This is a genomic window from Paraburkholderia nodosa DSM 21604 (assembly GCF_000519185.1).
Lineage (GTDB): Bacteria > Pseudomonadota > Gammaproteobacteria > Burkholderiales > Burkholderiaceae > Paraburkholderia > Paraburkholderia nodosa.
Genome location: NZ_JAFA01000002.1, coordinates 317,089 through 343,232, shown reverse-complemented (window position 1 = coordinate 343,232; position 26,144 = coordinate 317,089). Strand labels below are relative to the sequence as shown.

Annotated in this window: 25 protein-coding genes; 15 read left to right on the top strand and 10 right to left on the bottom strand. The window is 66.4% G+C overall.

What is annotated here, in order from left to right; all coding sequences use genetic code 11:
* The 10 genes from A3CW_RS0104090 (at window position 1) to acs (ending at window position 10,636) form a co-directional block, all read left to right on the top strand.
* Window positions 1-828 carry a beta-ketoacyl synthase chain length factor gene (locus A3CW_RS0104090; RefSeq protein ID WP_028202429.1) on the top strand — a complete coding sequence of 276 codons (828 nt, stop codon included), beginning with the start codon at window positions 1-3 and terminating at the stop codon, window positions 826-828.
* On the top strand, window positions 825-1,349 hold the full coding sequence (locus A3CW_RS0104085) for a hotdog family protein (protein ID WP_211254037.1): 525 nt from the start codon (window positions 825-827) through the stop codon (window positions 1,347-1,349). Before A3CW_RS0104090 ends, A3CW_RS0104085 begins: the two co-directional genes overlap by 4 nt.
* A 16-nt stretch (window positions 1,350-1,365) precedes the next feature.
* The gene (locus tag A3CW_RS0104080) at window positions 1,366-1,659 is read left to right on the top strand and encodes a hypothetical protein (RefSeq protein ID WP_028202427.1); all 294 of its coding nucleotides are present in this window, start codon (window positions 1,366-1,368) and stop codon (window positions 1,657-1,659) included.
* A gap of 523 nt (window positions 1,660-2,182) precedes the next feature.
* Complete coding sequence (locus A3CW_RS50740; protein WP_211254036.1) at window positions 2,183-2,764, top strand: PAAR domain-containing protein; 582 nt, start codon at window positions 2,183-2,185, stop codon at window positions 2,762-2,764.
* Window positions 2,761-3,327: a transglycosylase SLT domain-containing protein gene (locus A3CW_RS50550; RefSeq protein ID WP_063750797.1), complete on the top strand. Its 567-nt coding sequence runs from the start codon at window positions 2,761-2,763 to the stop codon at window positions 3,325-3,327. The genes A3CW_RS50740 and A3CW_RS50550 overlap by 4 nt, the downstream gene beginning before the upstream one ends.
* Window positions 3,324-3,923 (top strand): hypothetical protein, encoded by a 600-nt coding sequence (locus A3CW_RS52210; RefSeq protein ID WP_154677850.1) that lies wholly within the window; start codon window positions 3,324-3,326, stop codon window positions 3,921-3,923. The genes A3CW_RS50550 and A3CW_RS52210 overlap by 4 nt, the downstream gene beginning before the upstream one ends.
* A 473-nt stretch (window positions 3,924-4,396) precedes the next feature.
* Window positions 4,397-6,718, top strand: a complete 2,322-nt coding sequence (locus A3CW_RS0104065; protein WP_081771513.1) for a sensor domain-containing phosphodiesterase — start codon at window positions 4,397-4,399, stop codon at window positions 6,716-6,718.
* A 140-nt stretch (window positions 6,719-6,858) separates the two neighbouring features.
* The gene (locus tag A3CW_RS0104060) at window positions 6,859-7,824 is read left to right on the top strand and encodes a chemotaxis protein (RefSeq protein WP_035512258.1); all 966 of its coding nucleotides are present in this window, start codon (window positions 6,859-6,861) and stop codon (window positions 7,822-7,824) included.
* Between the two features lie 232 nt (window positions 7,825-8,056).
* On the top strand, window positions 8,057-8,635 hold the full coding sequence (locus A3CW_RS0104055; RefSeq protein ID WP_028202423.1) for an acetate uptake transporter: 579 nt from the start codon (window positions 8,057-8,059) through the stop codon (window positions 8,633-8,635).
* A 60-nt stretch (window positions 8,636-8,695) separates the two neighbouring features.
* Window positions 8,696-10,636, top strand: a complete 1,941-nt coding sequence (gene acs, locus A3CW_RS0104050; RefSeq protein WP_028202422.1) for an acetate--CoA ligase — start codon at window positions 8,696-8,698, stop codon at window positions 10,634-10,636.
* A gap of 23 nt (window positions 10,637-10,659) precedes the next feature.
* On the opposite strand, the gene A3CW_RS0104045 is transcribed toward acs, so the two are convergent.
* Window positions 10,660-11,448, bottom strand: coding sequence for a maleate cis-trans isomerase family protein (locus A3CW_RS0104045; RefSeq protein ID WP_028202421.1), 789 nt, complete (start codon window positions 11,446-11,448; stop codon window positions 10,660-10,662).
* Window positions 11,445-12,689 (bottom strand): D-amino acid dehydrogenase, encoded by a 1,245-nt coding sequence (locus tag A3CW_RS0104040; RefSeq protein WP_028202420.1) that lies wholly within the window; start codon window positions 12,687-12,689, stop codon window positions 11,445-11,447. Before A3CW_RS0104040 ends, A3CW_RS0104045 begins: the two co-directional genes overlap by 4 nt.
* A 273-nt stretch (window positions 12,690-12,962) precedes the next feature.
* On the opposite strand from A3CW_RS0104040, the gene A3CW_RS0104035 reads away from it, so the two are divergent.
* From A3CW_RS0104035 to A3CW_RS0104015, 5 genes are all read left to right on the top strand, one after another.
* On the top strand, window positions 12,963-14,129 hold the full coding sequence (locus tag A3CW_RS0104035; RefSeq protein ID WP_035512257.1) for a branched-chain amino acid ABC transporter substrate-binding protein: 1,167 nt from the start codon (window positions 12,963-12,965) through the stop codon (window positions 14,127-14,129).
* 16 nt (window positions 14,130-14,145) lie between these two features.
* Window positions 14,146-15,045, top strand: a complete 900-nt coding sequence (locus A3CW_RS0104030; RefSeq protein ID WP_028202418.1) for a branched-chain amino acid ABC transporter permease — start codon at window positions 14,146-14,148, stop codon at window positions 15,043-15,045.
* Between the two features lie 3 nt (window positions 15,046-15,048).
* Entirely contained in the window at window positions 15,049-16,908 is a 1,860-nt protein-coding gene (locus A3CW_RS0104025; protein WP_028202417.1) for a branched-chain amino acid ABC transporter ATP-binding protein/permease, read from the top strand.
* Entirely contained in the window at window positions 16,899-17,660 is a 762-nt protein-coding gene (locus A3CW_RS0104020) for an ABC transporter ATP-binding protein (protein ID WP_035512255.1), read from the top strand. Before A3CW_RS0104025 ends, A3CW_RS0104020 begins: the two co-directional genes overlap by 10 nt.
* A 181-nt stretch (window positions 17,661-17,841) precedes the next feature.
* Window positions 17,842-18,630, top strand: a complete 789-nt coding sequence (locus A3CW_RS0104015; protein WP_028202415.1) for an AraC family transcriptional regulator — start codon at window positions 17,842-17,844, stop codon at window positions 18,628-18,630.
* A gap of 27 nt (window positions 18,631-18,657) precedes the next feature.
* Here A3CW_RS0104015 and A3CW_RS0104010 read toward each other — a convergent pair whose 3' ends face one another.
* From A3CW_RS0104010 to A3CW_RS0103975, 8 genes are all read right to left on the bottom strand, one after another.
* Window positions 18,658-19,557, bottom strand: a complete 900-nt coding sequence (locus A3CW_RS0104010) for a LytR/AlgR family response regulator transcription factor (RefSeq protein ID WP_081771512.1) — start codon at window positions 19,555-19,557, stop codon at window positions 18,658-18,660.
* The gene (locus A3CW_RS45155) at window positions 19,554-20,690 is read right to left on the bottom strand and encodes a sensor histidine kinase (RefSeq protein WP_051481211.1); all 1,137 of its coding nucleotides are present in this window, start codon (window positions 20,688-20,690) and stop codon (window positions 19,554-19,556) included. Before A3CW_RS45155 ends, A3CW_RS0104010 begins: the two co-directional genes overlap by 4 nt.
* A complete protein-coding gene (locus A3CW_RS0104000) occupies window positions 20,687-21,064 on the bottom strand; it encodes a DUF2306 domain-containing protein (protein ID WP_028202498.1) in 378 nt (125 codons plus the stop codon). Before A3CW_RS0104000 ends, A3CW_RS45155 begins: the two co-directional genes overlap by 4 nt.
* Before the next feature lie 154 nt (window positions 21,065-21,218).
* Window positions 21,219-22,742 (bottom strand): ATP-binding response regulator, encoded by a 1,524-nt coding sequence (locus tag A3CW_RS0103995; RefSeq protein WP_028202413.1) that lies wholly within the window; start codon window positions 22,740-22,742, stop codon window positions 21,219-21,221.
* Window positions 22,739-24,148: an ATP-binding protein gene (locus A3CW_RS45150; RefSeq protein ID WP_051481210.1), complete on the bottom strand. Its 1,410-nt coding sequence runs from the start codon at window positions 24,146-24,148 to the stop codon at window positions 22,739-22,741. Before A3CW_RS45150 ends, A3CW_RS0103995 begins: the two co-directional genes overlap by 4 nt.
* Window positions 24,141-25,298 (bottom strand): ATP-binding protein, encoded by a 1,158-nt coding sequence (locus tag A3CW_RS0103985; RefSeq protein WP_028202412.1) that lies wholly within the window; start codon window positions 25,296-25,298, stop codon window positions 24,141-24,143. The genes A3CW_RS45150 and A3CW_RS0103985 overlap by 8 nt, the downstream gene beginning before the upstream one ends.
* Window positions 25,283-25,708, bottom strand: coding sequence for an ATP-binding protein (locus A3CW_RS0103980; RefSeq protein ID WP_051481209.1), 426 nt, complete (start codon window positions 25,706-25,708; stop codon window positions 25,283-25,285). Before A3CW_RS0103980 ends, A3CW_RS0103985 begins: the two co-directional genes overlap by 16 nt.
* A gap of 42 nt (window positions 25,709-25,750) precedes the next feature.
* Window positions 25,751-26,110 (bottom strand): STAS domain-containing protein, encoded by a 360-nt coding sequence (locus A3CW_RS0103975; RefSeq protein WP_028202410.1) that lies wholly within the window; start codon window positions 26,108-26,110, stop codon window positions 25,751-25,753.
* Window positions 26,111-26,144: the final 34 nt, after the last annotated feature.

Sequence of the window (26,144 nt, the reverse complement as noted above, 5' to 3'; positions counted from 1 at the left end):
ATGAGACTTTCCGCATTCATCGAAAGCGTCGGCGTGATCGGTCCGGGTCTCGCCAACTGGCCGCAAACGGCCGACGTGCTCGCCGCGCGTACGCCCTACGCGAGCGCACGCACGGTGCTGCCGCCGCCCGAGGGGCTGCCGGCGGCCGAGCGCCGCCGCACCGGGGCCGTCGTCAAGACCGCGCTCGCCGTGGGCCACGAAGCCGTCGCGGCGAGCGGCCGCGACGCGACGACGCTTGCCGCCGTATTCGCGGCCTCGGGTGGAGATGGTCAGAACTGCCACATAATCTGCGACGCGCTTGCCGGCGACGACCGCCTGCTTTCGCCCACGCGTTTTCACAACTCGGTGCACAACGCGCCCGCGGGCTACTGGAGCATCGCGACGCGCGACCGCGCCACGTCGAACGTGCTGTGCGCGCACGACGGCAGCTTTGCAGCGGGGCTGCTCGAAAGCGCGTGCCAGGTGGCCGTGGATGGCGTGCCCACCTTGCTGATCGCCTACGACGCCGACTATCCCGAGCCGCTGCACGCGTTGCGTCCCGTGGCCGATGCGTTCGGCGTCGCGCTCGTGCTCGCGCCGCAGGCGAGCGCGACGACGCTCGCGCGCCTCGACGTGACGCTCACCGAAGCGCTCGCGACGCACCTCGCTTCGCCCGAACTCGAAGCGCTGCGCACCAACAATCCCGCCGCGCGCGTGCTGCCGCTGCTCGAAGCGCTCGCGTGCGTGGACGAATCCGGCCAGCCTGCGAGCGTGGTCATCGACTACATGCCCGAGTTGCGCGTGCAAATCGACGTCACGCCCCTGGACGCGTCTGGGGAGGGCGCATGACGACGCAAGCCACCCTGCCGGCTACGCTTGCGGACGTGATCGCGAACGCCGTGCCGAGCGCGCCGCTCGACCGCGCATGGATCGCGGCGCGCATCCCGCACAGCGGCGCGATGTGCCTGCTCGACGCGGTACTGGCGTGGGACGAAACGCGTATCCGCTGCGTAGCGACCAGCCATCGCGATCCGCACAACCCGCTGCGCTCGCGCGGCCGCCTTGCTGCGGTGTGTGGCGTGGAGTACGCGGCGCAGGCGATGGCGGTGCATGGCGCATTGCTCGGCGCGCTGGATGGCGCAGCGGCGGGCCGCCCGCGCGTGGGTTTTCTTGCGAGCGTGCGCAGCGTCGTGGCGCATGTCGAGCGCCTCGACACGCTCGCCGCGCCGCTCGCGATCGAAGCCGAGCGCGTGAGCGGCGGCGGCAACACGATACTCTATGGTTTTACGGTGCGCGGCGAGGGCCGCGTGCTGCTCACGGGACGCGCGGCAGTCATGCTCGACGCGTCCGCAGTCATTCGATCACAATAGAAAAGGGAGCCCGATGATGAAATCCAAACGGTTCATACTTGCCGCGCTCGTGCTGGGCATGGCCAGCACGATGGCGCACGCCGACCTTCACGAAGTGAAGGAGAACATCAAGCACGACTCGAAGGAAGCGGCCACGAAAACCGGCCACGCCGCGCGCGACTTCGGCCACGCCACCGCGCACGCGGCGAAGACAGTGGGCCACGGCATCGCGCATGCGTCGCGCGAAGGCTACGAGGCCACGAAGCGCGCGACCAAGCGCGTGTTCCACAAGGACGGCAGCGGCGAAAGCAGCGAAAAGAGCCAGGCGTAAGCCTTGGCGTTGCCGGGCGCCGGCGTTGGTCGGCGCCCGTATTCGTGCAATGCAATCCGACGGCATCGTTTCCTGTACGGTGTCGCTCGCGAGTGCATGGGGGATCGAAGGCCCCCGTAGCGTTTGTGAACAGAAAGGCCGCTCATTGATGGGCGGCCTTTTCTTTTTGATGCTTGTGGCCCGTTCCTTCGCGATTGAGCACACCTTACGCCCGGTCGGACTTGCTGAGCTGTCTTATTCAACGACCACAAGTTAGATGGCTTCTCAAATGATCTGGGCAAATTTAGGCATTCCAATTTGGTTGCCTTATTGGTCACGATTTGGCGAACGTCAAATCAATGTTGCGCGGCGATGCGCAGTGAATCGTTGCGTCCCCATGAAAGTATTTTTTCGGATGAATCCCATATCCCGCTAGTGGCTCCGGCCCGAACCTGGCTTGAGCGGGCATGCATGTTCGCCCGTTTAGCTCGCCGGTCGCATCGCGGCGCCGGTCGTTTTCACTCAGTTCGTTAGGCGAGGCTGTATGGAGCGCTCATTTCCAGGGATTGGAGACAAGGCCGATAACGGCGCGCTCGTTGCGGAAGGGCTGGATTCAATTAGCTGCTCCAATCCGCCGCCGTGCGTGCAGATTTCAACAATCGGCATGCGGACATATTGTCCCGTTTGCGAGCAGGAAGGCCACATTGCTCCGCGCGGTCCGCGCTGGCCCGGCACCGGGCCAAACGGCAGTCAATGGGCGTTGAGCGGCGATGTCAACCTTTGCGGTTGTAGTCCGCCGCCCGTGTTCCGCGCCGAGCGCAACATGACGATGAGTTTCACGTCAGAGGAAGCAGCTGCGCTAATGGGGCAACGCACGAAAACCACGACATCGAGCGCGCGAGTCGATGCCTTCGACCAGCACTTCCGTTTGACTGACGAACGAACCGGAAAGCCTCTAAAGGGGGTTCCGTATCGGATCGTCACATCGGACGGCGACGAACACGAAGGCATAACGGATGCGCGTGGCCATACGCTGCGCGTGTCGAACGATCGGGATACGTCGGCAACCCTGCACGTTCTTGAAGAGTACACCCCGATCAATCCAGAGTGGGACAAATTCCTATGAGCGCCGCAAAAAAGGCAATCAAGAGGCACACGGCAAGATTTACGCCGAAGTCCAACACGACGCCCGTAACGGTAATGGTTGACGATTCGGCGCGCTTGCGCGAAATTCGGAAACTGGTACAGACTAACAACAGATCAACGCTCGATGAGAATCTGGTCATCTGCCAAATCTATATGGAATCGCGTTTCGATTCTACTGCAGCCCCAAGCGGCAGCACCGCAAGAGGACTAATGCAAATGACAAAAGGCGCTGTTCAACAGGTCTACAAATATCGCGCGCAGAAAAGCTTGGGCCATATGCCGAGCGATGCGCAGACACACCAATTGTTCTCCGAGGCTGCGGTGGCGCATGCCTCCTCTCAGCTTACCGATGATGCAACGAACATTGGGCTAGGAACCGAGTACATGCAATACTGGATAGACAAGGCGCGTTCGGTCGATGGCGCTTACAAACTCTATCGCGGTCTATCTAACGGAATTTACTATCAAAAGATCAAAGCGTGTGCGGACCAGCTGAGCGCTGATCCTGATTCAATGCAACCACTGCGCGATATGGTGAAATGAAGAAAACCGTATTGATACCGGTCATGTGCATTGGCGTTTTCTCCGCTTCGCAATCCGCTATTGGTATGGAGCCAGTCGCGCGTTGCACACTTGGAAGCGACGGAAGTCATACGCTCATGTTGCTTCGCGACCATCCCATAGAAGGCACCGCGGTTTACTATCTCAGCAAAGACGGAGCCTCGCCCGTGAGGCTTTATCCAGGGGATGAGGGTCAATCGCGGGGCGACGAAGTACAAGCAGTTTGCGTAGGAGAGAGGGAGCGTGCATTCGTCTTATCTGGCGAATTCACTTCGAACTTCATACAGGGTGTCGCCGTTCGCTACAACGCCAGGGCGAAGCGATGGGAACGTATCGACTTCGCAGAGCGAACCCGCCCGGCAAGCGTCTATTTCGACGCTAAGGGGTTATCCGTCCTGTTGCCGAACACCGATCGCAACGAGTCGCCCGAGCGATACATTATTTACCGATACGACGCTAACACGGGAAATGCCGAACAGACCTATTCGGATCGTGTTCCAAAGCTGCGCGCGACACGTATTCCAGAATACAAACTGAAAACCGGTCGAATAGCGCGCCCTGATGATGCGCGTCGTTGATTCGATCGAAAGCGCTTTCGAAATACGCGGCGTTTGTAGCCGCGCATCGCGGCCGGAGAAATGCGGTTGTATGGGAAGTGCGTCCGCGTTGTTGCACGTTCCCGCGCCGATCGAAACGGGCGCGCTTACATCTGCGGCTCTTGGGCAAGCTCGTGGATCGAGCCAAGTGCGGCGCGCATTTGACCAGGACGAGCCGAGCTCCCTCAGTGTTTACCCTCGCGACCGCCAACGCGCCGCGCATACCCGCCCAACCGGCGCGCCTTCCCGTCCGCGCCCTGTTATCCGGCTCGCCACCGGCCCCGCGCCTTTCCCTCCCAAGGCTTCAAGAATTGCTCCGCCCTTGCCGTTAACGCAGGGGCGGCGAAGTCGCTCGCCTGACGGCGGGCGGTTCGCCGCGCACCACACTTGAGATCGAGCCGGCCACAGGCGCTGCGTGCACTGCACGCGCCGCGGCAACAAGAGGGGACGAAGGTATGGTCTATTCCCAAGCGGCGGGAGCGTTCGGCGCAGCGGGATCACGGGGCGGTCAGTCGGAGGTGTCGAAAGAATCGGACGGGGCAACCAGCGGCGCCGATGAAGCGCTCGCACAGGAGCGCAGCGTATTGCGGCTGGTGTCGCGCAGCATGCCGCTGCCGGAACTGCTGGCGGAGGTCTGCTGCCGCGCCGGCCGGCTGCTGGGCGCGGGCGCGAACTGCGCGGTCCTGCAACTCGATGCCGACGGCCAGCGCCTGCGCATCGGCAGCGCGCCGAACTTGCCGGCGCAGTATCACGCCGCGTTCGACGGCACGCCGGTCGGTTCCGGCACGAGCCCCTCCGGCACCGCGATCGCCGAGCGGAGCACGGTGTGCGTGGAGGACTACGAACTCGCGCACGAGTGGGGCGAGTACCGCCGCATCGCGCTCGACAGCGGCCTGCGCGCGGTCTGGACCACGCCGCTCGACGACGACCACGGCGGCGTGCTGGGCGCGCTCGCCGTGTACCAGAGCCGGCCCTGGCGGCCCAGCGCTGCCGAGGAGGCGCTGCTGTGCGACATCGCCCGCAGCGTCGCGGCCATGCTCAACCAGCAGACCATTGCCGAGCGTCTCGCGCTCAGCGAGGAGCACCATCGCCTCGTGGTGGACCACCTCAACGAAGGCATCGTAATGCAGGCCCGCGACGACACCGTGCTCGCCTGCAACCGCAGCGCGCGGCGCCTCCTGCGCCTGCCCGAGGACGCCATCGGCCTGAGCATCATGAAGGTGATTCCGCGCGTGCTCGACGAAAGCGGCAAGCCCCTGCCCACCTCGAAGCGCCCGAGCATGAAGGCGCTCGAAACGGGCGAGCCGGTGCTCGGGGAGACGGTCGGCCTCGAACTCGCGGATGGCGAGATCGTCTGGGTGAGCGAGAACGTGCTGCCGATCTTCCGGCCCGGCGAAAGCGAGCCGGTTTCCGTGGTGGTCTCGTTCACGGATATCGGGCCCGTGCGCGAAGCGCAGCAGCAATTGCGCTACCTCGCCACGCGCGACGCGCTCACCGGCCTGTACAACCGCACCTTTCTTGCCGAGCGCATGCATGCGCTGCTGGAGCGCGCGACGTGTTCGGCGAAGCCCGCGCTCCTCTTCGTCGATCTCGACGGCTTCAAGAAGGTCAACGACACGGGCGGCCACGAAGCCGGCGACTCGCTGCTGCTCGACGTGGGGCGGCGCCTCACCAGCTGCGTGAGCGAGGGGGATACGCTCGCGCGCGTAGGCGGCGACGAATTCGTGATCGCGGTGTGCTGCTACAAAAGCGTGGACGAACTCGTCGCGCTCGCGCAGCGCGTCCTCGGCGCGATTGCCGCGCCGTTCGCGGTGGCGGGCAACGAGTACTACCTGGGCGCTTCGATCGGCATCAGCCTGTATCCCGACGACGGCCGCAGCGCCGCCGCGCTCATGCGCAACGCCGACTCGGCCATGTACGCGGCCAAGCAGCGCGGCACCAACCAGTTCCAGTTCTTCACGACCGAGCTGCGCCAGCGCCTGCAGCGCCGCTTCCAGATCGAGCGGGGGCTGCGCCGCGCGCTCGCTTCGGGCGAGCTGCGCCTCGTCTATCAGCCGATCGTGGATGGCGAAAGCAGCCGCATGATCGGCGCGGAGGCGCTGCTGCGCTGGGAGAGCGAGGAGCTGGGCCAGGTCTCGCCGGTGGAGTTCATCCCCGTGGCCGAGGACACCGGCATGATCATCCCGATCGGCCAGTGGGTGCTCGAGCACGCGTGCCGCCAGGCCGCGCAGTGGCGGCGCCTCTTCGCGCCCGACTTCGTCATGGCGGTCAACTTCTCGCCGCGCCAGATCGCGGACGGCCTGGTCGAACAGGTGGAGGGCTGCCTCGCGCGCACGGGGCTCGCGCCCGATGCGCTCGAAGTGGAGATCACCGAAGGTATTCTCATGAGCGACAGCCAGAGCGTGCTGCCCCTCCTGCACGCGCTGAACGACATTGGCGTGCGCATTTCGGTGGACGACTTCGGCACCGGCTATTCGTCGCTTTCGTATCTGAAGCGTTTTCCGCTGCACCACCTGAAGGTCGATCGCACGTTCGTGGCGGGCCTGCCCGACAACCGCGACTCCGTGGCGATCACCCAGGCCGTCGTGGCGATGGCGCATTCGCTCGGCATGCGCGTGACCGCCGAAGGCGTGGAAACGCCCGAGCAGGCGTCGTTTCTGCGCTCGCTGCGCTGCGAGCGCCAGCAGGGCTACCTGTTCGGCAGGCCGGTAAGCGCCCAGGCCTGCGCGGCGCAGCTGCGCGAGCACGCCGCTGGCCGCGTGCGCGAAGACGTGTGAGCGCGTCCTGATCCGGCACGGCCGTGCGGGAGCAGCGGGCTCAAAGCAGTGGGCTCAAGATTTCCCGCGCCAGGCCGTAGACGAGGGCAGGAAGCGGATGCCGCACGCATCACGCCAGAGGAAAAGGACACGAGAGAATCATGGACAGCGGCTTCGCAATCGACGAACGAACCCGCCTGACGAGCACGAACCAGTTCGAGCTGCTGCTTTTCAGACTCGGCGCGGCGCCGGGCAGCGAGGTTGGCGAAGCCTTCGGCATCAACGTTTTCAAGGTACGGGAAATCCTGAGCATGCCGGCGATCACGCCGATCGCGGCGTCGTCCCCCTACGTGCTGGGCGCGGCGAACATCCGCGGCCAGGTGATGCCCGTGATCGACCTGCCGCGGCTCATGGGCTGCGAGCCGGCCACGGGCCTGAATATCCTGCTCGTGACCGAATTCGCGCGCTCCACCCAGGGTTTCGCACTCGAAAGCGTGGACGAGATCGTGCGGCTCGAATGGAGCCAGGTGCTGACCGCCGACGTCACGATGGGCAACCGCGTGACGAGCATCGCGCGCCTCGAAAACGACCCCGAGAGCAAGAAGCTCGTGCAGGTGGTGGACGTGGAGCAGGTGCTGCGCGACGTGTTCCCGGCGCAGCACGGCGCGGTCGTGGCGGAGGACGTGGGCGAGCCCGCGATGATTCCGCCGGGCGCGAAGGTGCTGGCCGCCGACGACTCGGGTTTCGCGCGCGAGCTGATCGGCCAGAGCCTCAAGGCGCTCGGCGTGGAATACACGATGGCGAAGACGGGCCTCGAAGCGTGGAAGCAGCTCGACGCGATTGCGACGAGCGCGGAACGCGACGGCGTGCGCGCGAAGGATCGCATTGCGCTCGTGCTGACCGACCTCGAAATGCCGGAGATGGACGGCTTCACGCTGACACGCAAGATCAAGGCGGACCCGCGCACCGTGGATATTCCCGTGGTGATTCACTCATCGCTCACGGGCACCGCGAATGAAGCGCACGTGAAGAATGCCGGCGCGAGCGGCTATGTGGCGAAATTCGCCGCCGGCGACCTCGCGGGTGCGATTCGCAGCGCGCTGGCGGGAAGGCCCATTTACGCCTGATTTCATCAGCTGATGTTCGCGCCGGTGCATCAAGTGCCGGCGCGTTGTTTTTCTCTTGTTGAAGGCGCGTGCGCCAACCCGATTCCTCAGACCTGTACCCGCCAGGCACGCCATATGCGCGCTATCCCACGCCACATTGTCGGCATAAATATCACGTTGTGATATGTTGCCTATAATGACTTGGCAGGTGCACTTATTTGCGCGTTTGCGGCGCGCAGGAGGAGGATGGACCATGGGTGGCAATCTTTCCAACCCGGCACCGCTAGGCCTTGCCGGATTTGCATTCACCACGTGGATGCTAAGCATGATCAACGCGGGCTGGTACAGCGCCGATTCGATGGGCCTCGTGCTCGCGCTCGCGTTCGCGTTCGGCGGCACGGCTCAGATGATTGCCGGCGTGATGGAGTTTCCGCGCGGCAACACGCTCGGCACCGTGGCGTTCCTGAGCTACGGCGCGTTCTGGTGGTCCTTCGCGCTGTTCGTTTCGTTCCTCGGCACGAAGGTTCCCGAGTCGTTCGTCGGCTGGTATCTGTTCGTTTGGGGCGTATTCACGTTCTATATGTGGATTGGCTCCATGCATACGAGCACCTCGGTCCAGCTCGTGTTTCTCGCGCTCTGGATTACCTTCGGACTGCTGGCAATCGGCGTGTGGACCGGCATGGGCATGATCACGCGCCTGGGCGGCTATACGGGCCTCATCACCGCTGCGCTGGCCTTCTATGCATCGGCGGCCATGGTGATCAACGAAAGCTTTGGGCGCATCGTGCTGCCCACGCATCCCTACGTCGCGCCGCAGCCGCGCGCGGCTTGAGCGTTCCCGACGCCGCCACGCCGTTGCGGCGCGGCGGCGCCTCATCCCGAGGAGTGGATCATGGATGAGCATCGGGTCTTTCCGCCGCCCGCGGAATGGACCGCAAAAGCATGGGTCGACCAGGCCGGTTATGAAGCGATGTACCGCCGCTCGACCGAGGACCCCGAAGCATTCTGGGGCGAGCAGGGCAAACGGCTCGACTGGATCAAGCCCTATACACAGGTGAAGGACGTGTCGTTCGCGAGCCGCGATCTGCACATACGCTGGTTCTACGACGGCACGCTGAACGCCAGCAGCAATTGCCTCGACCGGCATCTGGCGACGCGCGGCGATCGTCCCGCCATCATCTGGGAAGGCGACGATCCCAAGGTGAGCCGCACGCTCACCTATCGCGAACTGCATGGCGAGGTCTGCAAGTTCGCCAACGCGCTGAAGTCGCTGGGCGTAAAGCGCGGCGAGCGCGTGACCATTTATATGCCGATGATTCCCGAGGCCGCCGTGGCCATGCTCGCCTGCGCGCGCATCGGCGCGATCCATTCGGTCGTGTTCGGCGGCTTCTCGCCCGAGGCGCTTGCCAACCGCATTCAGGACTGCGCCTCGACCCTCCTCATCACCGCGGACGAAGGCGTGCGTGGCGGCCGCACGATCGCGATGAAGGCCAGCGCCGACGACGCCATGGCGAAATGTCCCGCCGTGACGACGTGCGTGGTGGTGCGGCGCACCGGCGGCAAGGTCGACTGGCGCGAAGGACGCGACCATTGGTATCACGATCTGATCGATCGGAGTCCTGCGGATTGTCCGCCGGAGCCAATGAACGCGGAGGATGCGCTCTACATCCTCTACACCTCCGGATCGACGGGCAAGCCCAAGGGCGTCGTGCATACCACGGGCGGCTATCTGACCTACGTCTCGCTCACGCATCAGTACGTGTTCGACTATCACGACGGCGACGTCTACTGGTGCACGGCGGACGTCGGCTGGGTGACGGGGCATAGCTATATCGTGTACGGACCGCTCGCCAACGGCGCGATCACGCTCATGTTCGAAGGCGTGCCGAACTATCCGGACAGCTCGCGCTTCTGGCAGGTCTGCGACAAGCACAACGTGCAGATCATCTACACGGCGCCGACCGCGATCCGCGCGCTCGTGCGCGATGGAGAAGCGCCGGTCAAGCGCACGTCACGCAAGTCGCTGCGGCTGCTCGGCACGGTGGGCGAGCCGATCAATCCGGCCGCGTGGCTCTGGTATTACGAGGTGGTGGGCGACAAGCGCTGCCCAGTGGTCGATACGTGGTGGCAGACTGAAACCGGCGGCATCATGCTCACGCCGCTGCCTGGCGCGACCACGCTCAAGCCCGGCTCGGCCACGCGGCCGTTCTTCGGCATCCGCCCGGCCATCGTCGACGAAAAGGGCACCGTGCTGGAAGGCGCGGCGGCGGGCAGCCTTTGCATGCTCGACTCGTGGCCGGGGCAGATGCGCTACGTGTATGGCGATGCGGACCGCATGCGCCAGGTCTACTACAGCCAGTTCGAAGGCAAGTACTACACGGGCGACGGCTGCTATCGCGACGCCGATGGCGACTACTGGATCACGGGCCGTATCGACGACGTGGTGAATGTCTCGGGCCACCGGCTCGGCACGGCGGAGGTGGAGAGCGCGCTGGTCTCGCATCCCGACGTGGCCGAGGCGGCCGTGGTGGGCTTCCCGCATTCGCTCAAGGGGCAGGGCATCTACGCATACGTGACGCTGAAGGCGGGCGTGGAGCCGGACGAAACGCTGCGCGCCGCTTTGGTCGCGCTGGTGCGCAAGGAGATCGGGCCGATTGCAAGCCCGGACTTCATCCAGTGGGCGCCGGTGCTGCCGAAAACGCGCTCGGGCAAGATCATGCGCCGCATTCTGCGCAAGATCGCCGATGGCGATTACGACAATCTCGGCGACGTTTCAACGCTTGCCGACCCGCGAGTCGTGAAGGAGTTGATCGATCATCGCGTTGCGCATTGAAGCCCGCTGAGGCTCACTGAGGTTCACTGGCGCGCGAACAAGCGCCCCAGCTGCGGCTCGCTATCCTGCACCCCCGCGAGCCGCAGCGCGTGCCACGCCATCGCGTAGTTGCTCGACAGCACGGGCTTACCGGTCTGCGCTTCGATCTGAGGCACGAGCGCGGCCACGCGCAGGCTGGTGCACGACACGAACACCGCGTCGGCGTCGTCGTGGCGCGCCAGCGTGTCTATCGCACTGCGAATCGACTTCGCATCGATGCGCGCCACCTCGTTATCGTCCGCGTGCTCGAACGAAGCCATGCGCGTGACAGCCACGCCGCGCGCCTCGATGTAATCGCGCATGAAGTCGTTGATGGTGCGCACGTAGGGCGTCAGCAGCGCCACGCGGCGGACCTCGAGCGCCTTTAGCGCGGCGAGCGCGGCCGTGATCGGCGTGGTGCAGGCAATCTCCGGCCGGGCCTCGCGGATGCGCGCCGCGACCTTTTCCTCGCCTATCACCATCGAAGCCGACGTGCAGCCGAACGCGACCACGTCGAGGCGCTCGCCAGGCAGCATGAGGCTCACCGCGGGGGCGATGCGCGCCTCGATTTCCGCGAGGCGGGGCGGCGTGATGTCCGGCGAATTCTCGAGGCGGCTCTCGTAGAACGCCACGCCTGGCTGGCGCAACAGGTCGCGCCATTCGTATTCGATCGTATGATCGGTGGCCAGCACGACGAGGCCGATCGCGGCGCGGCGGGCAATGCCGCCGTCCAGCGCGAAATCGAGCTTTGTGTAGGCATCCTCGTGACTTTGCGGCGGTGCGGTAGTGTTCATCTCAGCGTCAATCCCGTCATGTCGAGTTCAGGCTCGCGCCCGGCCATGATGTCGGCGAGCAGTTTTGCGGTGCCGCACGACATGGTCCAGCCCATGTGCCCGTGACCCGTGTTCAGAAAGAAGTTGCGATGGCGCGTGCGGCCGATCAGCGGCGTGCCTTCCGGAGTCATCGGGCGCAGCCCGGCCCAGTACGCCGGCTGCGTGTAGTCAGCGCCTTCGGGAAAGAGTTCGCGCGCCGCCTGCATCATGGAAGTGAAATCGGCGGGCGTGTGGCGCGTGTCATAACCCGCGAAATCCGCGGTGGCCGTGAAGCGCAGGCGCGCGCCAAAACGCGCCCATGCCACGAGGTGATTTTCGTCCACGCCGCCCATCTCGGGCGGGCGGTGCTCGGGCCCGCAGGGGAACGTCGCCGAATAGCCCTTCACCGGATAGACCGCGATGCGGTAGCCGAGTGGCCGCGCGAGTATCGGCGACCAGGAGCCGAGTGCGAGCACGTAGTCGTCGCCCTGGATCACGCCCGCGCTCGTGCGCACGCCGGCAATGCGGTCGCCGGCAGCTTCGATGGCCTCGATGGGGGCGTCGAACACGAAGCGCACGCCCATACGTTCGCAAACTTCCTTGAGCCCACGAGTGAAGCGGTGGGCGTCGCCGCTTGCGTCGCTCGGGCAGTAGATCGCGCCCGCAATGCGCTCGCGCGCGTGGGCGAGCGCGGGCTCGCGTGCCGCGACCGCGGCGGCGTCGAGCGTTTCGAGCGGCAGTCCGTTTTCCACGAGGATCGACATATGGGCGCGGCCGCGCTCGAACGAGGCGGCGTCGCGATAGAGATAGAGCAGGCCGCGGCTGATGAGGTCGTATTCGAGCTGCTCGCGCGCTGTGACCTCCTGCAGTTGATGCTGCGAATAGCGGCATAGCCTCACCTTGCGCGAGGTGTTTTCGCGCGAGCGCGCCTCGGTGCAGTTGAGCAGGAATTGCGCGCACCATGCCCACATGTGCGGATCGGCGTTCAGGCGCAGGCGCAGCGCCTGGCCCTCGACGAACAGCGATTTGAGCAGGATTTTCGGCGCACGGGGCGAGGCCCACGTGTACGAGTGGCCCGGCGCGACGAGCCCCGCGTTGGCGAAACTGGTTTCGAGCGCAACGCCCGCGCGTCGCTCGATAACGGTGACGTCGCGGCCGTCGCGCGCGAGGTAATACGCACTCGTGACGCCTGCTATGCCGCCGCCCAGTACGATGGTCTTCATTCGCGCCCCTCCCTGCGTGCATACAAAGTACCTTCACGCTGCCGCGAGCGCACGCAATTTGTATACGCGCATACCCTATGGCAGCTAAATGATGGCATGCATCTATCATGGATAAGTCGTTATGCGCCGGTACCCATGCAAGCTGCGCGCCATGAGCGAGCAAGACCTGCAGGGCATCGCACCGGACGAATTATTTCGTTTCGCTAACTGACCGCGCGGGCTCGCCTGCGTTGCGGCATCGCCCGGTCGGGTCCACGCTCAGGAGCCGCTCATATGAATCCTCAGAACAATGGCGCGCTGCACGCAACCCTCGCGCTCACTCTCTTTTCGCTTGCCGCGCTGGCGCCTGGATTCGCACAAGCGCAGACCATCAAGATCGGCGTGCCGGTGCCGCTTTCGGGCAGCAGCGCCGCTGCGGGCACCGATATCCTGAACGGCGCGAAGCTCGCGGCCGCCAAGATCAACGCGGCGGGCGGCGTGCTCGGCAAGCAGATCGAACTCGTGCCCGAAGACGACGCGTGCGACGCACAAACGGCGGTTCAGGCCGCGCAGAAACTCGTGGACGCGGGCGTGGTTGCCGTGGCGGGCGGCTACTGCTCGAGCGCGGCCTTGCCCGAGTTGACCGCCTTCCACCGCGCCGGCATTCCCTACGTGCTCGATGCCTCGACCAATCCGAAGCTCACGGAAATGGGCTACGACAACGTGTTTCGCACGATTGGCCGTGACGACGAGCAAGGGCCTTTCGCGGCCAGTTTCATGAAGAATTCGCTGCACGTGAAGCGCGCGGCGGTGATCGACGACAACACGACCTATGCCAAAGGTCTCGCGCAGAACACCGTGGAGTCGCTCAAGAAGATGGGCGTGGATGTCGTCTATGCCGACTCGATCACGCCGGGCCAGATGGATTATTCGCCTACGCTCACCAAGGTTTCCTCGCTCAAGCCGGACGTGATCTATTACACGGGTTATTTCTCCGAAGCGGGCCTGCTCGTGAAGGAAGCGCGTCAGGTGGGCCTCAAGATGACCTTCATGGGCGGCGACGGCACCAATGACCCCACGCTCATGAAGACGGCAGGGCCGGCCGCCGACGGCATGATCATCACGACTGCGCCGCTCGCGCAGTTCCTGCCTGGCGCGCACGACTACCTGGATCAGTACAACAAGTCCTATGGTCAGGGGCCGGGGCCGTACTCGGTGTACGAGTACGACGCCGTAGGCGTGACCGCCAAGGCCATCGCCGATGGCAAGTCGGCAAAGCCCGCGGACATCAGTGCCGCGTTGCACAAGGTCACGAACTACCAGGGCGCCACCGGGACGATCGGCTTCAATCCGAAGGGCGACCGCAGCCGCGCCGTGTACATCACGGTCGTCGTGCATAACGATCAGTTCGAGCCTTACCAACGCCAGGATGCAAGCGGCAAGTGGGTGGTAATGAAGTAAGCGCGCCGGGCCGCTCATGAGCACCTTTTTCCAGTTCGTCATCGAGGGGCTGACGATCGGCTCGTTCTACGCGCTCGTCGCCCTCGGCTATACGATGGTCTACGGCATCATCCGGCTCATCAACTTCGCACACGGGGATCTCTTCATGGTGGGCGCGTTCGTGGGCTGGACCGCGCTCTCCGTGCTCGCGGCCGCTCGCCTGCCGCTCGTGCTCGCGCTGGTCGTGGCCTTCGCGGCGGCCATGCTCGCGACCGGCGTGCTCGGGGTGGCGATCGCGCGCGTGGCCTATCAGCCGTTGCTGCGCGCGCCGCGCCTGTCCATTCTCATTACGGCGCTAGCCGTTTCACTGCTGCTGGAGAATGGCGTGCTGATCGCTTACGGCGCGGGCTTTCGCACGTATCCGCACCTGCTCACGCATACCGGCTTCGACATTGCGCAAGTACACATCACGTTTGCGCAGATCGGCATAATCGCGGCGAGCTTCGCGCTGATGATCGCGCTGTATTTGTTCGTACACCATACGTTTGTCGGCACGGCCATGCGCGCGCTCGCCATCGACCAGGATGCGGCGCGGCTCATGGGCATCGACGTCGAGCGGCTCATCCAGCTCACGTTTTTCATCGGCTCGGCGCTCGCCGCGGTCGCGGGCGTGATGGAAGGGCTCTTCTACACGCAGATCAACTTCTTCATGGGTTTCGTGCTCGGGCTGCGCGCGTTCACGGCGGCCGTGCTCGGCGGTATCGGCAATATACCGGGGGCGATGGTGGGCGGCTTCCTGATCGGCTTGCTGGAGGCGTTCGGCGCGGGGTATGTGTCTTCGCAGTGGACCGACGTGTTCGTGTTCGGTGTGCTGATCGCCGTGCTCGTGGTGAAGCCCACCGGGCTGTTCGGCGAACGCGTGGTCGAGAGGATGTGAGACATGCGCACGCGGGCCACGGACACCTCATGGGTCGTTTCCGGCGTGCTGATCGCGTTGGCGATCGCGCTGCCCAAGTTCGCAAGCGGCTATATCGTCGACGTCGGGCTCACCATCATCACCTACGCGATTCTGGGCCTCGGGTTGAACATCGTCGTGGGCTATGCCGGGTTGCTCGACCTCGGCTACGCGGCCTTTTTCGCCATCGGCGCCTATACCACGGCGCTGCTCGAGACGCTGCTGCATTTCTCGTTCTGGGCGACGCTGCCGTTCAGCCTGGTGTTCGCGGGCGCTTCCGGCGTCGTGATCGGCTATCCCACCTTGCGCCTGCGCAGCGACTATCTCGCCATCGTCACGCTCGGCTTCGGCGAGATCACGCGCATCGTCGCCACCAATCTCGACATTACCGGCGGGCCGAACGGCATCTACGGCATCGAGCCGCCGAACCTGTTCGGCTTCGAGTTCAGCTCGCCGCGCTCGGTGTACGTGCTGGGCATGGCGTTCTTCATCGCCGTGCTGGTGTTCGCGGTGCGGCTCGGACGCTCGCGGCTCGGGCGCGCGTGGACCAGCATCCGCGAGGACGAAGCCGCCGCCGAGGCGGTGGGTGTCGCGACCTTGCGCGTGAAGATGCTCGCGTACGTGATCGGCGCGCTGATCGGCGGCCTCGCGGGCAGTCTGTTCGCGGCACGCTTCGGCACGATCGACCCCACGGCGTTCACGTATCTGCAGTCGGTGACGATCCTTATCGTCGTCGTGATGGGCGGGCGCGGCAGCATCCCCGGCGTGATACTCGGCGCGCTGATCGTCGCGGGGCTGCCGGAAATGCTGCGCTTCCTGAACCTGTGGCGTATTTTCGGCTTTGCCGTGGCGCTCGTCGTGCTCATGTTGTTGCGCCCGCAAGGACTGTGGCCCGCGCGCGTGAGGCGTGCCGCCCCGCGGCCCGAAGAAGAGACGGTAGCGCACGAAGCGGAAGCGGCGGAAGCGGCGGGCAAGGAAACCGGGGCGGCCGTTTCTCTCGCCGATAGCGGCGGCCTCGAAGCCGCCGCCGCGCGCGAAACCCTGCTCGAGGTGCATGGCCTCGAGCGCCGCTTTGGCGGCGTGCGAGCGATCGGTGGCATTACCTTCCAGGTGCGCAGCGGCGAGATTCTCGCGTTGATCGGCCCGAACGGCGCGGGAAAGACCACGGTGTTCAACTGCCTGACGGGCGTGATCCGCCCGAGCGGCGGCCGCCTCGTCTGGCGCGGCGAGCCGCTTGGCGGCGGTGCGCCCCATCGCAACGTGCATCGCGGCATTGCGCGCACGTTTCAGGGCATCCGCCTGTTCAACCATATGAGTGCGTTCGAGAACGTGCTGATCGGCATGGATCATCGCCTGCACACGGCCCTCGTGGCGGAACTGGTGGGCACGCGCGCCGCGCGCGCCGAAGCCGCCGAGCATGGCGCGCTCGGGCAGCGCTGGCTCGATCTCGTGGGGCTCGGCGCGCGCGCGAGCGAATATGCCTCGGACCTGCCGTATGGCGATCAGCGCAGGCTGGAAATCGCCCGCGCGCTGGCGAGCCAGCCACGCCTGTTGCTGCTCGACGAACCCGCCGCCGGCATGAACCCAACCGAAAAGCACGCATTGATGGCGCAGATCCGCCGCATCCGCGACCTCGGCGTGACGGTGCTGCTGATCGAGCACGACATGGCGCTCGTAATGGGCGTGTCCGACCGCATCATCGTGATGGATCATGGCGAGATCATTGCTGAGGGCACGCCCGCGCAGATCCAGAACGACCCGGTGGTGATCGACGCCTACCTGGGCACGACCGAGGAAGACGACGGACCCGACGCCACGGACGGGGAGAAGTCGCTATGGGGGTAGACACGACCGGCAAACTCCTCGACGTTCGCGACCTGCGCGTAAATTACGGCAACATCGAAGCGCTGCACGGCGTTTCGCTCGACGTCGGGCCGGGCGAGATCGTCGCGCTGCTCGGGGCCAATGGCGCGGGCAAGACCACGACGCTGCGCACCATCTCCGGGTTGCTGCGTCCGCGTGGCGGCAGCATTGCGTTCGAGGGGCAGGCGCTCGTCGGGCTGCCGTCGCATCGCATCGTCGCGCTTGGGATCGGGCACGTGCCGGAAGGGCGGCGCATTTTCGGCGGGTTGACGGTCGAGGAAAACTTGCGCCTGGGCGGCTACCTGTTGCGGCGCGACGCCGGCGCGCTCGACGAGGGCATTGCTCAGGCATACGAAACATTCAGCCGGCTGCGCGAGCGCAAGGATCAACTTGCCGGCACGCTGAGCGGCGGCGAGCAGCAGATGCTCGCGATTGCGCGCGCGCTCATGCTCAAGCCAAAGCTCGTGTTGCTCGACGAGCCTTCGATGGGGCTCGCGCCCAAGCTCGTGCGCGCGATCTTCGAAGTGATCGCGCGCATCAGCCACGCGGGCACGGCGGTGCTGCTCGTGGAGCAGAACGCGCGCCAGGCGCTGCGTATCGCGAACCGGGCCTATGTGCTGGAAGGCGGCCGTGTGGCGCTCGCGGGTTCGGCCCATGAACTGGCCGACGACAACCGCGTGCGCGCCACGTATCTCGGCGGCAGTGCCGCGGCGCAGGAGGGAGGGGCCGTCTAGGCCGCCAAACCGGTTCTCTGGACTATCCGTTCAGCGTATAGAGAATCATTATCGTTCGCATTAGCAATTAATCGTCATCCGATGCAAAATAAGAGACACGACGACCCGGCGCGCGACGTGCCGGACATAAATTGCGCGAAATAGCTATTTTTCTGGAAAATCAGCGAAGGAATTTCCGATCGTGGATCAGATCTGGCGGCAACGGCCCGAAATCCCGCACCGCAAGCGCGAACGGCCAATCATGGCGACAAGCTATGAATACGACGCCGCCCATAGGGGAACGTGGCAATTGCACGATCAGGGGCGGTTCGTCTTCACGATGAGCGGGGTGCTGCGCGTGATGACGCCCATCGGCATGTGGACGCTCGGACCGCAGCGCGGACTGTGGATCGCGCCGCGCCTGGGCCACGAGTGGATCGCGACGAGCGCGGTGTGCATGCATAGCGTGTCGTTCGAGCCGGAGGCGTCGCCGTGGCCGGAATCCGCGTGCCACGCGGTGCGGGTTTCGCCGCTGTTGCGCGAACTGGTGGCGGCGCTGGTCGAAGACTGCGAGCACGACCCGGAGAGCCGCCACGCGCTCATTACGCCGCTGTTGCTCAGTGAAATGCGCGCTTCGCGCGAGGCCTCGGGCGGCGGGTTGCCGCTGCCGCTCGACCGGCGTTTGCGGCAGATTTGCGATTTCCTGCTGGCGGCACCGGCCAATGGCGACTCGCTCGCGATCTGGGGCGAGCGCGTGGGGGCGAGCGAGCGCACGCTCGCGAGGCGCTTCAAGGACGAGACCGGGTTGACGTTCGGCCACTGGCGCCAGCAGCTGCGCATCGTCGAGGCCGTGTCGAAGCTCGCCCAGGGCGTGCGCGTGGCGGAGATCGCGGCCGAACTCGGCTATGCGAATTCGAGTGCGTTCATCTCGATGTTCCGCAAGACGATGGGCGAGCCGCCCCAGCGGTATTTGAAAAGCGAGCCGCGTTGAAGGCGTTTGCCGTTGTCGCGGCGCGCGTCACATCTGCTTGAACAGGTGGGCGTACTGGCGGCTCACGTCGAGGGCGCCCGCGTGGCCGCGCAGCCTCAACGTCATCTTCCCGATCGCGCTGACCGAGGCGCATTCCACCTGGTCCACGTTGACCACCGTGCCGCGGTGAACCTGCCAGAAGCGCGCCGGGTCCAGTTGCGCGCATAACTCCCGCAGGCTGGTGCGGATCAGCAGTTCGCCGCTGCGCGTCGTGACCACGACATATTTGTCGGCTGCTTCGAAGTACAAAACATCTTCCACCGGCACCATGCGGATGTCATTGCCGCTGGAGGCGCGCAGATAACGCAGCGGCGTCCCGCGCGGTGCGCTCTCGGCATTGCCCGCTCGCGCACCGGCACGCGCTTCGCGGACGTCCTCGGTGATCGTTTCCAGCTGGCGCAGCACGCGTTGCAGATCGGCCTGCATCTGCGGCGCCTCGGCGTCGTTCGCCGACGATCGCGCGAGCCGGGCGCGCAGGCGCTCCACCGTGCGCGCGAGCCGCGCCGTCTCCACGGGCTTGAGCAGATAGTCGATGGCCGCGGCCTCGAAGGCTTCGAGCGCGTAGGCGTCGTAGGCGGTCACGAACACGATCTGCGGCGGCGCGGCGAGATTCGCGCACGCGCGCGCGACATCGAGGCCGGTCGCGCCCGGCATGGCGATGTCGAGGAACGCGATGTCGGGCGCGAGCGCGCCGATGCGCTCGATGGCGTCGTGGCCGTTGCCGGCCGTCGCCACGATGCGCAGTTCCGGCCACACGGCGGCGAGTTCGCGCTCCAGGGCGGCGGCGATCAGCGGCTCGTCCTCGGCGATCAGCGCGGTCGGGGTGTCGGGCGAGCGGTGCGCGGCGTCGCTTTGCTGTGCGGTATCGGCGGGCGTGTGGCGCTTCATGATCTGGACTCCTGCACGCTTGCGCCAACGGTATCGCGCAGCGGCAGGCGCACCCGCGCAACGAGGCCATGCGGAACGTTCTCGATCAGCGTGAGCGACGCTTGCTCGCCATAGAGCGCCGCAAGCCGCTCGCGCACGTTCACGAGCCCGACGCCCGCGCCCTGGGTGCCCGGCGTCGCGCCGAAGCCCGGGCCCGTATCGGTCACGCTCAGCTCGACATGCTCACCGTCGCGGCGTGCGAGGACGTCGATTCTGCCGCCCTCGAGCGCACCCTGAATGCCATGCTTGAGCGCGTTCTCCACGAGCGGCTGCAAGAGCATGGGCGGCACCGGGAGTTCTGCGCAATCGCGCGGCAGGTCGAGCGCATACGCGAGGCGCGGGCCGATGCGCATGGCGTGCACGGCGAGCATCGATTCGAGCACCTTGAACTGCACCGCGAGCGTTTCGCTTTGCGCGCGCGAGGCCTCCAGCGTCGCGCGCAGGAAGCGGTTGAGGCTCGCGAGCAGGTCGCGCGCACGCGGCGGGTCGGACGCGATCAGGCTGTCGAGCGTCGCCAGCGTGTTGAAGAGAAAGTGCGGCTCGATCTGCGCCTGCAGTGCCTGCAGGCGCGCGCTGAGCGCCGTGCGCTCGGCGGCTTCCTTTTGCCATGCCGTGTGCGCGACCTGCTCGCTCAGCTCGGCAATGCGCGTGCGCGACCAGCCGTACCAGGTGACGAGCAGCGTGGCGGTCAGCGCGATCCAGCCGGTGAGCGCGAGATCCTTCGTCGCGAACGCGTTGTGCAAGCCGATCCCGAGCACCACGCTCGCGATGCCGCGCCCGAGCGACGCGCCGAGCACGATGGCGAGCACCATCGCGAGGGCGAGCCGCGGGCCCGTGAGCGCATTGTGGCGTTGCAGGAAAAAGCGGCCGACGTCGAGCAGCAGCATGATCGAAAGCCCGATCGCCTGACTGAAGACGAGGTTGTCGATGAATCGCTCGTGCACGCCCGCGGCGGTGAGCGCGACCGCAATCAGCGCGTTGCCGATCACGACGATCACGCCCTCGCGCGCGAATCCGGCGATCAGGACATTGGCCGCCGGCGCGGGGAGGCGGGCGGCGGCGTTCGGAAACTCGACGTGCATGCCAGGAATCATGCGATCCAGCTCGTGACGATGAGGTTGAGCAGCCGGTGCGGCGTCGCAACGGCGGCGAGACCGGCAGCGATGAGACTGAAGAACGAACCGCGCATGGCGAGGCGATGGCCGCGGACGTTGCCGTGGCGGATCGCCCAGATGGCGCGCCCAACGCTCGCGAACGTCAGCAGCGACAGGCCGTGCACCCAGGACAGATGCCCCGGATGCAGCTCGCGGATGTCGAACGAACTGAGCGCGGCGGCGAACATCGTCAGCGCCCAGAGACGGCCGAGCCACTTGTGCCGCGCGCTGCCCTTTTCGGCCAGCATGACGGCGGTTCCGAGTATGACAGAAAGCGTTGCGGCGACGATGTGCGCGGCAATGATGGCGGACATGCTGGCTCTCCTTCGCGGGTCGAGCGGGGGCGATGTCTGCAGTGTGGTGAATGGGGGCGGGGCGGGCGAGCGGGATGCGACGAAGCGTGGGGAAACGGGCGCGAACGGGGATCGGGTGGCGCGAACGGTCGGCAGGCGGACCGCACGGCGTCACTCAATCCGGCGGTGCGCTTTCGATTTCCCGCAGGATCTCGTCGAACGGCGCGGGCTTGACCAGATGCCGGTCGAAGCCAGCCTCGCTCGCCGCCTGGCGGTCGCTCTCCTGGCCGTAGCCCGTGAGCGCGATCAATTGCACGTGCGCGGTGGCTGGTTCGGCGCGCAGCGCTTTCGCCAGCGCGTGACCATCCATGCCGGGCAAGCCGATGTCGAGAATCGCCACGTGGGGCAGGAAGCTCTGCGCGAGCGCGAGCGCGCTCTGGCCGTCGTGCGCCACGCGCACCTCGTGCCCTTCGAGTTCCAGCAGCATGAGCAGCGAGGACGCGGAATCGACGTTGTCGTCGGCGATCAGCACGCGGCGGCGCGGCGGCGCAGTCTGTTCCCCGGCGCCTCGCGTGTCGTCGTGCGGCGCTTCGCACGGCGGCGCCCGCGCGAGCGGCAGACGCACGACGAACTCCGAGCCGTGCCCAAGCCCGTCCGAATGCGCGCCCACCGAGCCGCCATGCAGTTCCGCGAGTTCGCGCACGAGAGCGAGGCCGATGCCGAGGCCGCCATCGGCGCGCTTCACGGCTTCGCGCGACTGCATGAAAAGCTCGAACACATAGGGCAGCTCGTCGGGCGCGATGCCGATGCCATTGTCGCGCACGCGAATCAGGATCTCGTAGACGTCCGCTTCGAGCCGCAATGCGATCTGGCCGCCCGCGGCCGTGTACTTCGCGGCGTTGGAGAGCAGGTTGCTGATGATCTGCGCCACGCGTATCGCGTCGCCGGTCACATGGCACGGCTCGCAGTCGATCTCGACCGTGAGCGTTTGCGATTTCGCGTCGAGGAAGGGCCGGCTCGTTTCCACGGCGATCTGGACGATCTCGCGCAGGTCGAGCGTGCTCATCTGCAGCGCGATCTTGCCGTGCGAGATGCGCGAGACGTCGAGCAGGTCGTCGACGAGGCGGCCGAGATGCTCGACCTGGCGGCTCGCGATTTGCCGCGCGTCGGCGCGCATGGCGTCGTTCGCGCCGTGGCGCGGATCGAGCAGTTCGATGGCGTTGCGAATCGGCGCGAGCGGATTGCGCAGTTCGTGCGCGAGCGTCGCGAGAAAGCGGTCCTTGCGGCGGTCGGCGTCGCGCAGCGCCTTTTCGGCAGCGTAGAGGCGCAGGAGCGCGCGCACGTTCGCCACCAGCTCGGCGGGCTCGACGGGCTCGGTGAGGTAGCTGTCGGCGCCGCCGTCGAGCGCGAGAATCTTGTCGCGCGTTTGCACCGCGGCGGCGGAGGTTTGCAGCACGAGCGTGGAGTTCGTCTCCGGGTCCGCCTTGATGAGGCGGCACACCTCGATACCGCTGATGTCGGGCAGCTTCACGTCGAGCAGCACGATCGCAGGCGCCTGCGCGCGCACGGCTTCGAGCGCGGCCTGGCCCGTCGCGGCTTCGATCACGGGGTAGCCGGCGTGGCGCAGCACGCGCGACTTCACGTAACGCGCGCCTTCGTTGTCGTCGACGTTGAGGATGAGCGTGGTGTGCGCGTTCATGGCGCCGCGTCCCCGGAGGTCTCGGGTTCGTCCTCGATGGACGTCGCAAGGCGCACCGGCACGCTCAGACGGAACGTCGAGCCCACGCCGGGCTCGCTTTCCACGCCCACTTCTCCGCCCAGCAGCGCCGCGAGCTTGCGGCACAGCGGCAGGCCAAGACCCGTTCCCTTCACGCGCTGCTGCAGGCGGTTCTGCACCTGGCCGAACTCCTCGAAAATGATCTGGTGGTGTTCGGGAGCAATTCCGATGCCCGTGTCCGCGACGAAGAAGGTGATGCGTGCCTCGTCGCCGTCGCCGGGCAGGCACTGGGCGCCCACGCGAATCTGCCCGCACTCGGTGTACTTGAGCGCATTCGAAACGAAATTGCGCAGGATCTGCATGAGTTTGGGCTCGTCGGTGTAAAGCTGCGGCAGGCCTGCCGTGGAGCCGAATTCGAGCGTGACGTCCGGCGTATCGAGCAGCGGCGCGAGCATCGTGCGCAGCGCGGCGAAGAGGTCGGCGGCCTCGAACCACGTGGGCACGACCTCGGTTTTGCCGGCTTCGATCTTCGCGAGGTCTAGCAGGTCGTTGACGGTCTCGCCCAAGCTTTCCGCAGACGAAAGAATCAGCTTGACCTGGCGCTCCTGCTCCACGCTCAGGTCGCCGTCGAGGCGGTTGAGCAGCAGGTTGGCGAGCGCGCGGATCGAACTGAGCGGCGTGCGCAGTTCGTGGCTCATGTTCGAGAGAAAGCGCGTCTTCATCATGTCGGCGCGGCGCAGTTCTTCGGCGCGCTCGTCGAGTTCTGCGTAGAGCGCCACCACGCCGCGGTTGGTCGCCTCCAGTTCCTGCGTGAGGCGCGAGAGTTCTTCCTGGCGTTCGCGCAGTTCGTCGAGCGCGGTGACGAGTTCGCGGTTCTGCTGCTGCAGCTCTTCGAGCGAGTCGCCGTGCGCGCCTTCCTGCGGACTGCGCGCGGCCAGTTCGCGCACGATGCGCTCGAGTTCCGGGCCGCTCGCCTCGCTGCGCTCGTGCGGCAAGTCGCGCGCCATGGTGACGGTCGTGCCGCGAGCCGACGAGTGAATTTCGAAGCGGTCCATGAGGCGGCGGCTGCCCGTGATGCCGAGACCCATGCCGCCGGGCGAGCGCCAGGTGCCGTCGAGCACGGCTTCGAGATCGCGCACGCCGGGGCCCTGGTCGCGCACTTGCACGGCGAGCGCTTCGCGTGGCCGCTCGCCTTCGAGCGCGAAGGCGACCTCGCCGCCGTCCGCATATTCGAACGCGTTGCGGGCGATTTCGGAGACGGCGCTCGCAATGCGCGTCTGGTCGAGCGGCGAGAAGCCGAGCCCGGCGGCCAGCTCGCGCGCGCGGCGGCGCGCGGCGACGACGTCCTGGGCGGTTTCCAGCCGGATGCGCAGCAGGGGCTTATTCATGATTCAACTGTACTCCGGGGCGGGCGCGCACGACGACGACGGTGGCGTCGTCGCGTCGGCGCGCGAAGTCTCGGTAGAGGACGGCCGCGATCACGACCGCGGGCTGGTTGGCGAGTCCGGGCCAGGCGGCGAGGTCCCAGCGGGTGCCGATGCCGTCCGAATGCAGGACAAGGAGCGCGTTCTCGCCCCACGTCAGCTCGAACTCCTGGATGCCGCGCATCGTGTGGCCCACGATGCCGTTGCGCGAGACGAGCTGGTAGCACTCGCGCGCGGAAGGTGCGCCTGCACTGGCGGGCCAGTGCGCGTGGCCGGCTGAGGTGCGGCTATCGAACGGGCGGCCGTCCGGCGGGCGGCGTTGCGTGGGGCGGCCCGCGCCATACGCGACCGCTGAGATGTTGCCCGTGCCGCAGAACGCGAGCGCGCCGCGCGCGAGATCGATGCGCACGAGCGCGAGCGCCGCGCCGCGCGTGTGGCGCAGGGCCGCGTGCGAGAGTTCCATGAGCGCGGCCGGCGCGAGGCCGGCGCGGCGGCGCAGCATGTCGAGCGCGGCCACCGCGGCCACGTGCGCTTCGGCGCCGTGGCCGAGGCCGTCGGCGAGTGCGAGCGTGAGGCCGCTCTGGTCGGCCTGCGCCTGCCAGCCGTCGCCGCAGACTTCCTCGCCGGGGTGAGGCACGCAGACCCCGCCGATCTCGGGTCTGGTGAATGCCGCGTGCGCTGCGTTGCCGCCGCTTTTCTGCACGAGCACGCGCAACACCGTGCCCGCGCCCGGCTGCGAGTAAATGGCGAACTGGTTCGAGAGCCGCCGGATCGCGCCGAGCCCGGTGCCGGGCGTGCCGGTGGTGGAGTGGCCGTCGGCCAGCGCGATGCCCACGTCGGTCATACCGGGGCCGCTGTCGAGCGCGATCAGCTCCACCGCGCCCTCCAGCGCGCCCACGAGCAGCTCGCCATGGCCGGCATGCTTGAGGATGTTGGTGGCCGCTTCCGTGAGCACGATCGCGAGGCGTCCGGTATCGGTCTCGCTGAGCCCGGCAATGCGCGCGGCTTCGGCGGCGCCGCGCCGTGCATAGGCGACGCCGCTGGCGTCGCCTATCTCGAAGGATCGGTGGCTGCCGCCGGCAGAACCGGCCGCGCCGTCTAGCGTAGTTTCCATTTCGTGATGGTGACCGTCGTGCCGGCACCCGGAGTCGATTCGATCGTGAACTCGTCGCACAGGCGCCGCGAGCCGCCAAGGCCCAAGCCCAGGCCATTGCCGCTCGTGAAGCCGTCCTGCAGCGCGCGCTCGATGTCAGCAATCCCCGGACCCTGATCGACGAACGAGAGCCGCAGGCCCACGCGCATGCCTCTTTCCAGCACGTCGAGGCGCGCATCGCCGCCGCCGCCATGCTGCAGCGTGTTGCGTGCGAGTTCGCTCGCCGCCGTCACGAACTTGGTCTGCTCGATGAGCGAGAATCCCTGCGCGATGGCGGCGTCGCGCACGATCTGTCGCAGCCGGACGATTTCCTCGTCCGAACGCAGGCTCACCTGGGCCGCAAGCCTTCCGGTCGTGTCGTTGCTATTCATGGTCGAACGCAAGAGACGTGCTAGCTAACGGAATAATGGGACTTAACGGAGCTGGCGCTGCTTGAGCAGCGCCATGCCTTTTTCGACGTTCAGCGCGGTGCGCACGCCCGAAAGCGTGAGGCCGAGCTCGACCAGCGTGATCGCCACGGACGGCTGCATGCCGACCACCACGGTCTGCGCGTCGAGCACCATCGCCATGGCGGCCGTGTTGCTGATCATGCGGCCGATGAACGAGTCGACCACGTCGAGGGTCGAGATGTCGATCAGCACGCCTTTGGCCGACTCCTTCACGATGCGCTCGGTGAGGTCGTCCTGCAGTGTGATCGCGAGGCGGTCGTGCATGTCCACCTGGATCGTGACGATCAGGCAGTCGCCGAGGCGCAGAATCGGAATGCGTTCCATCGTGTGCGGTTCCCGTGCGTCGAGGTTGCTCAGT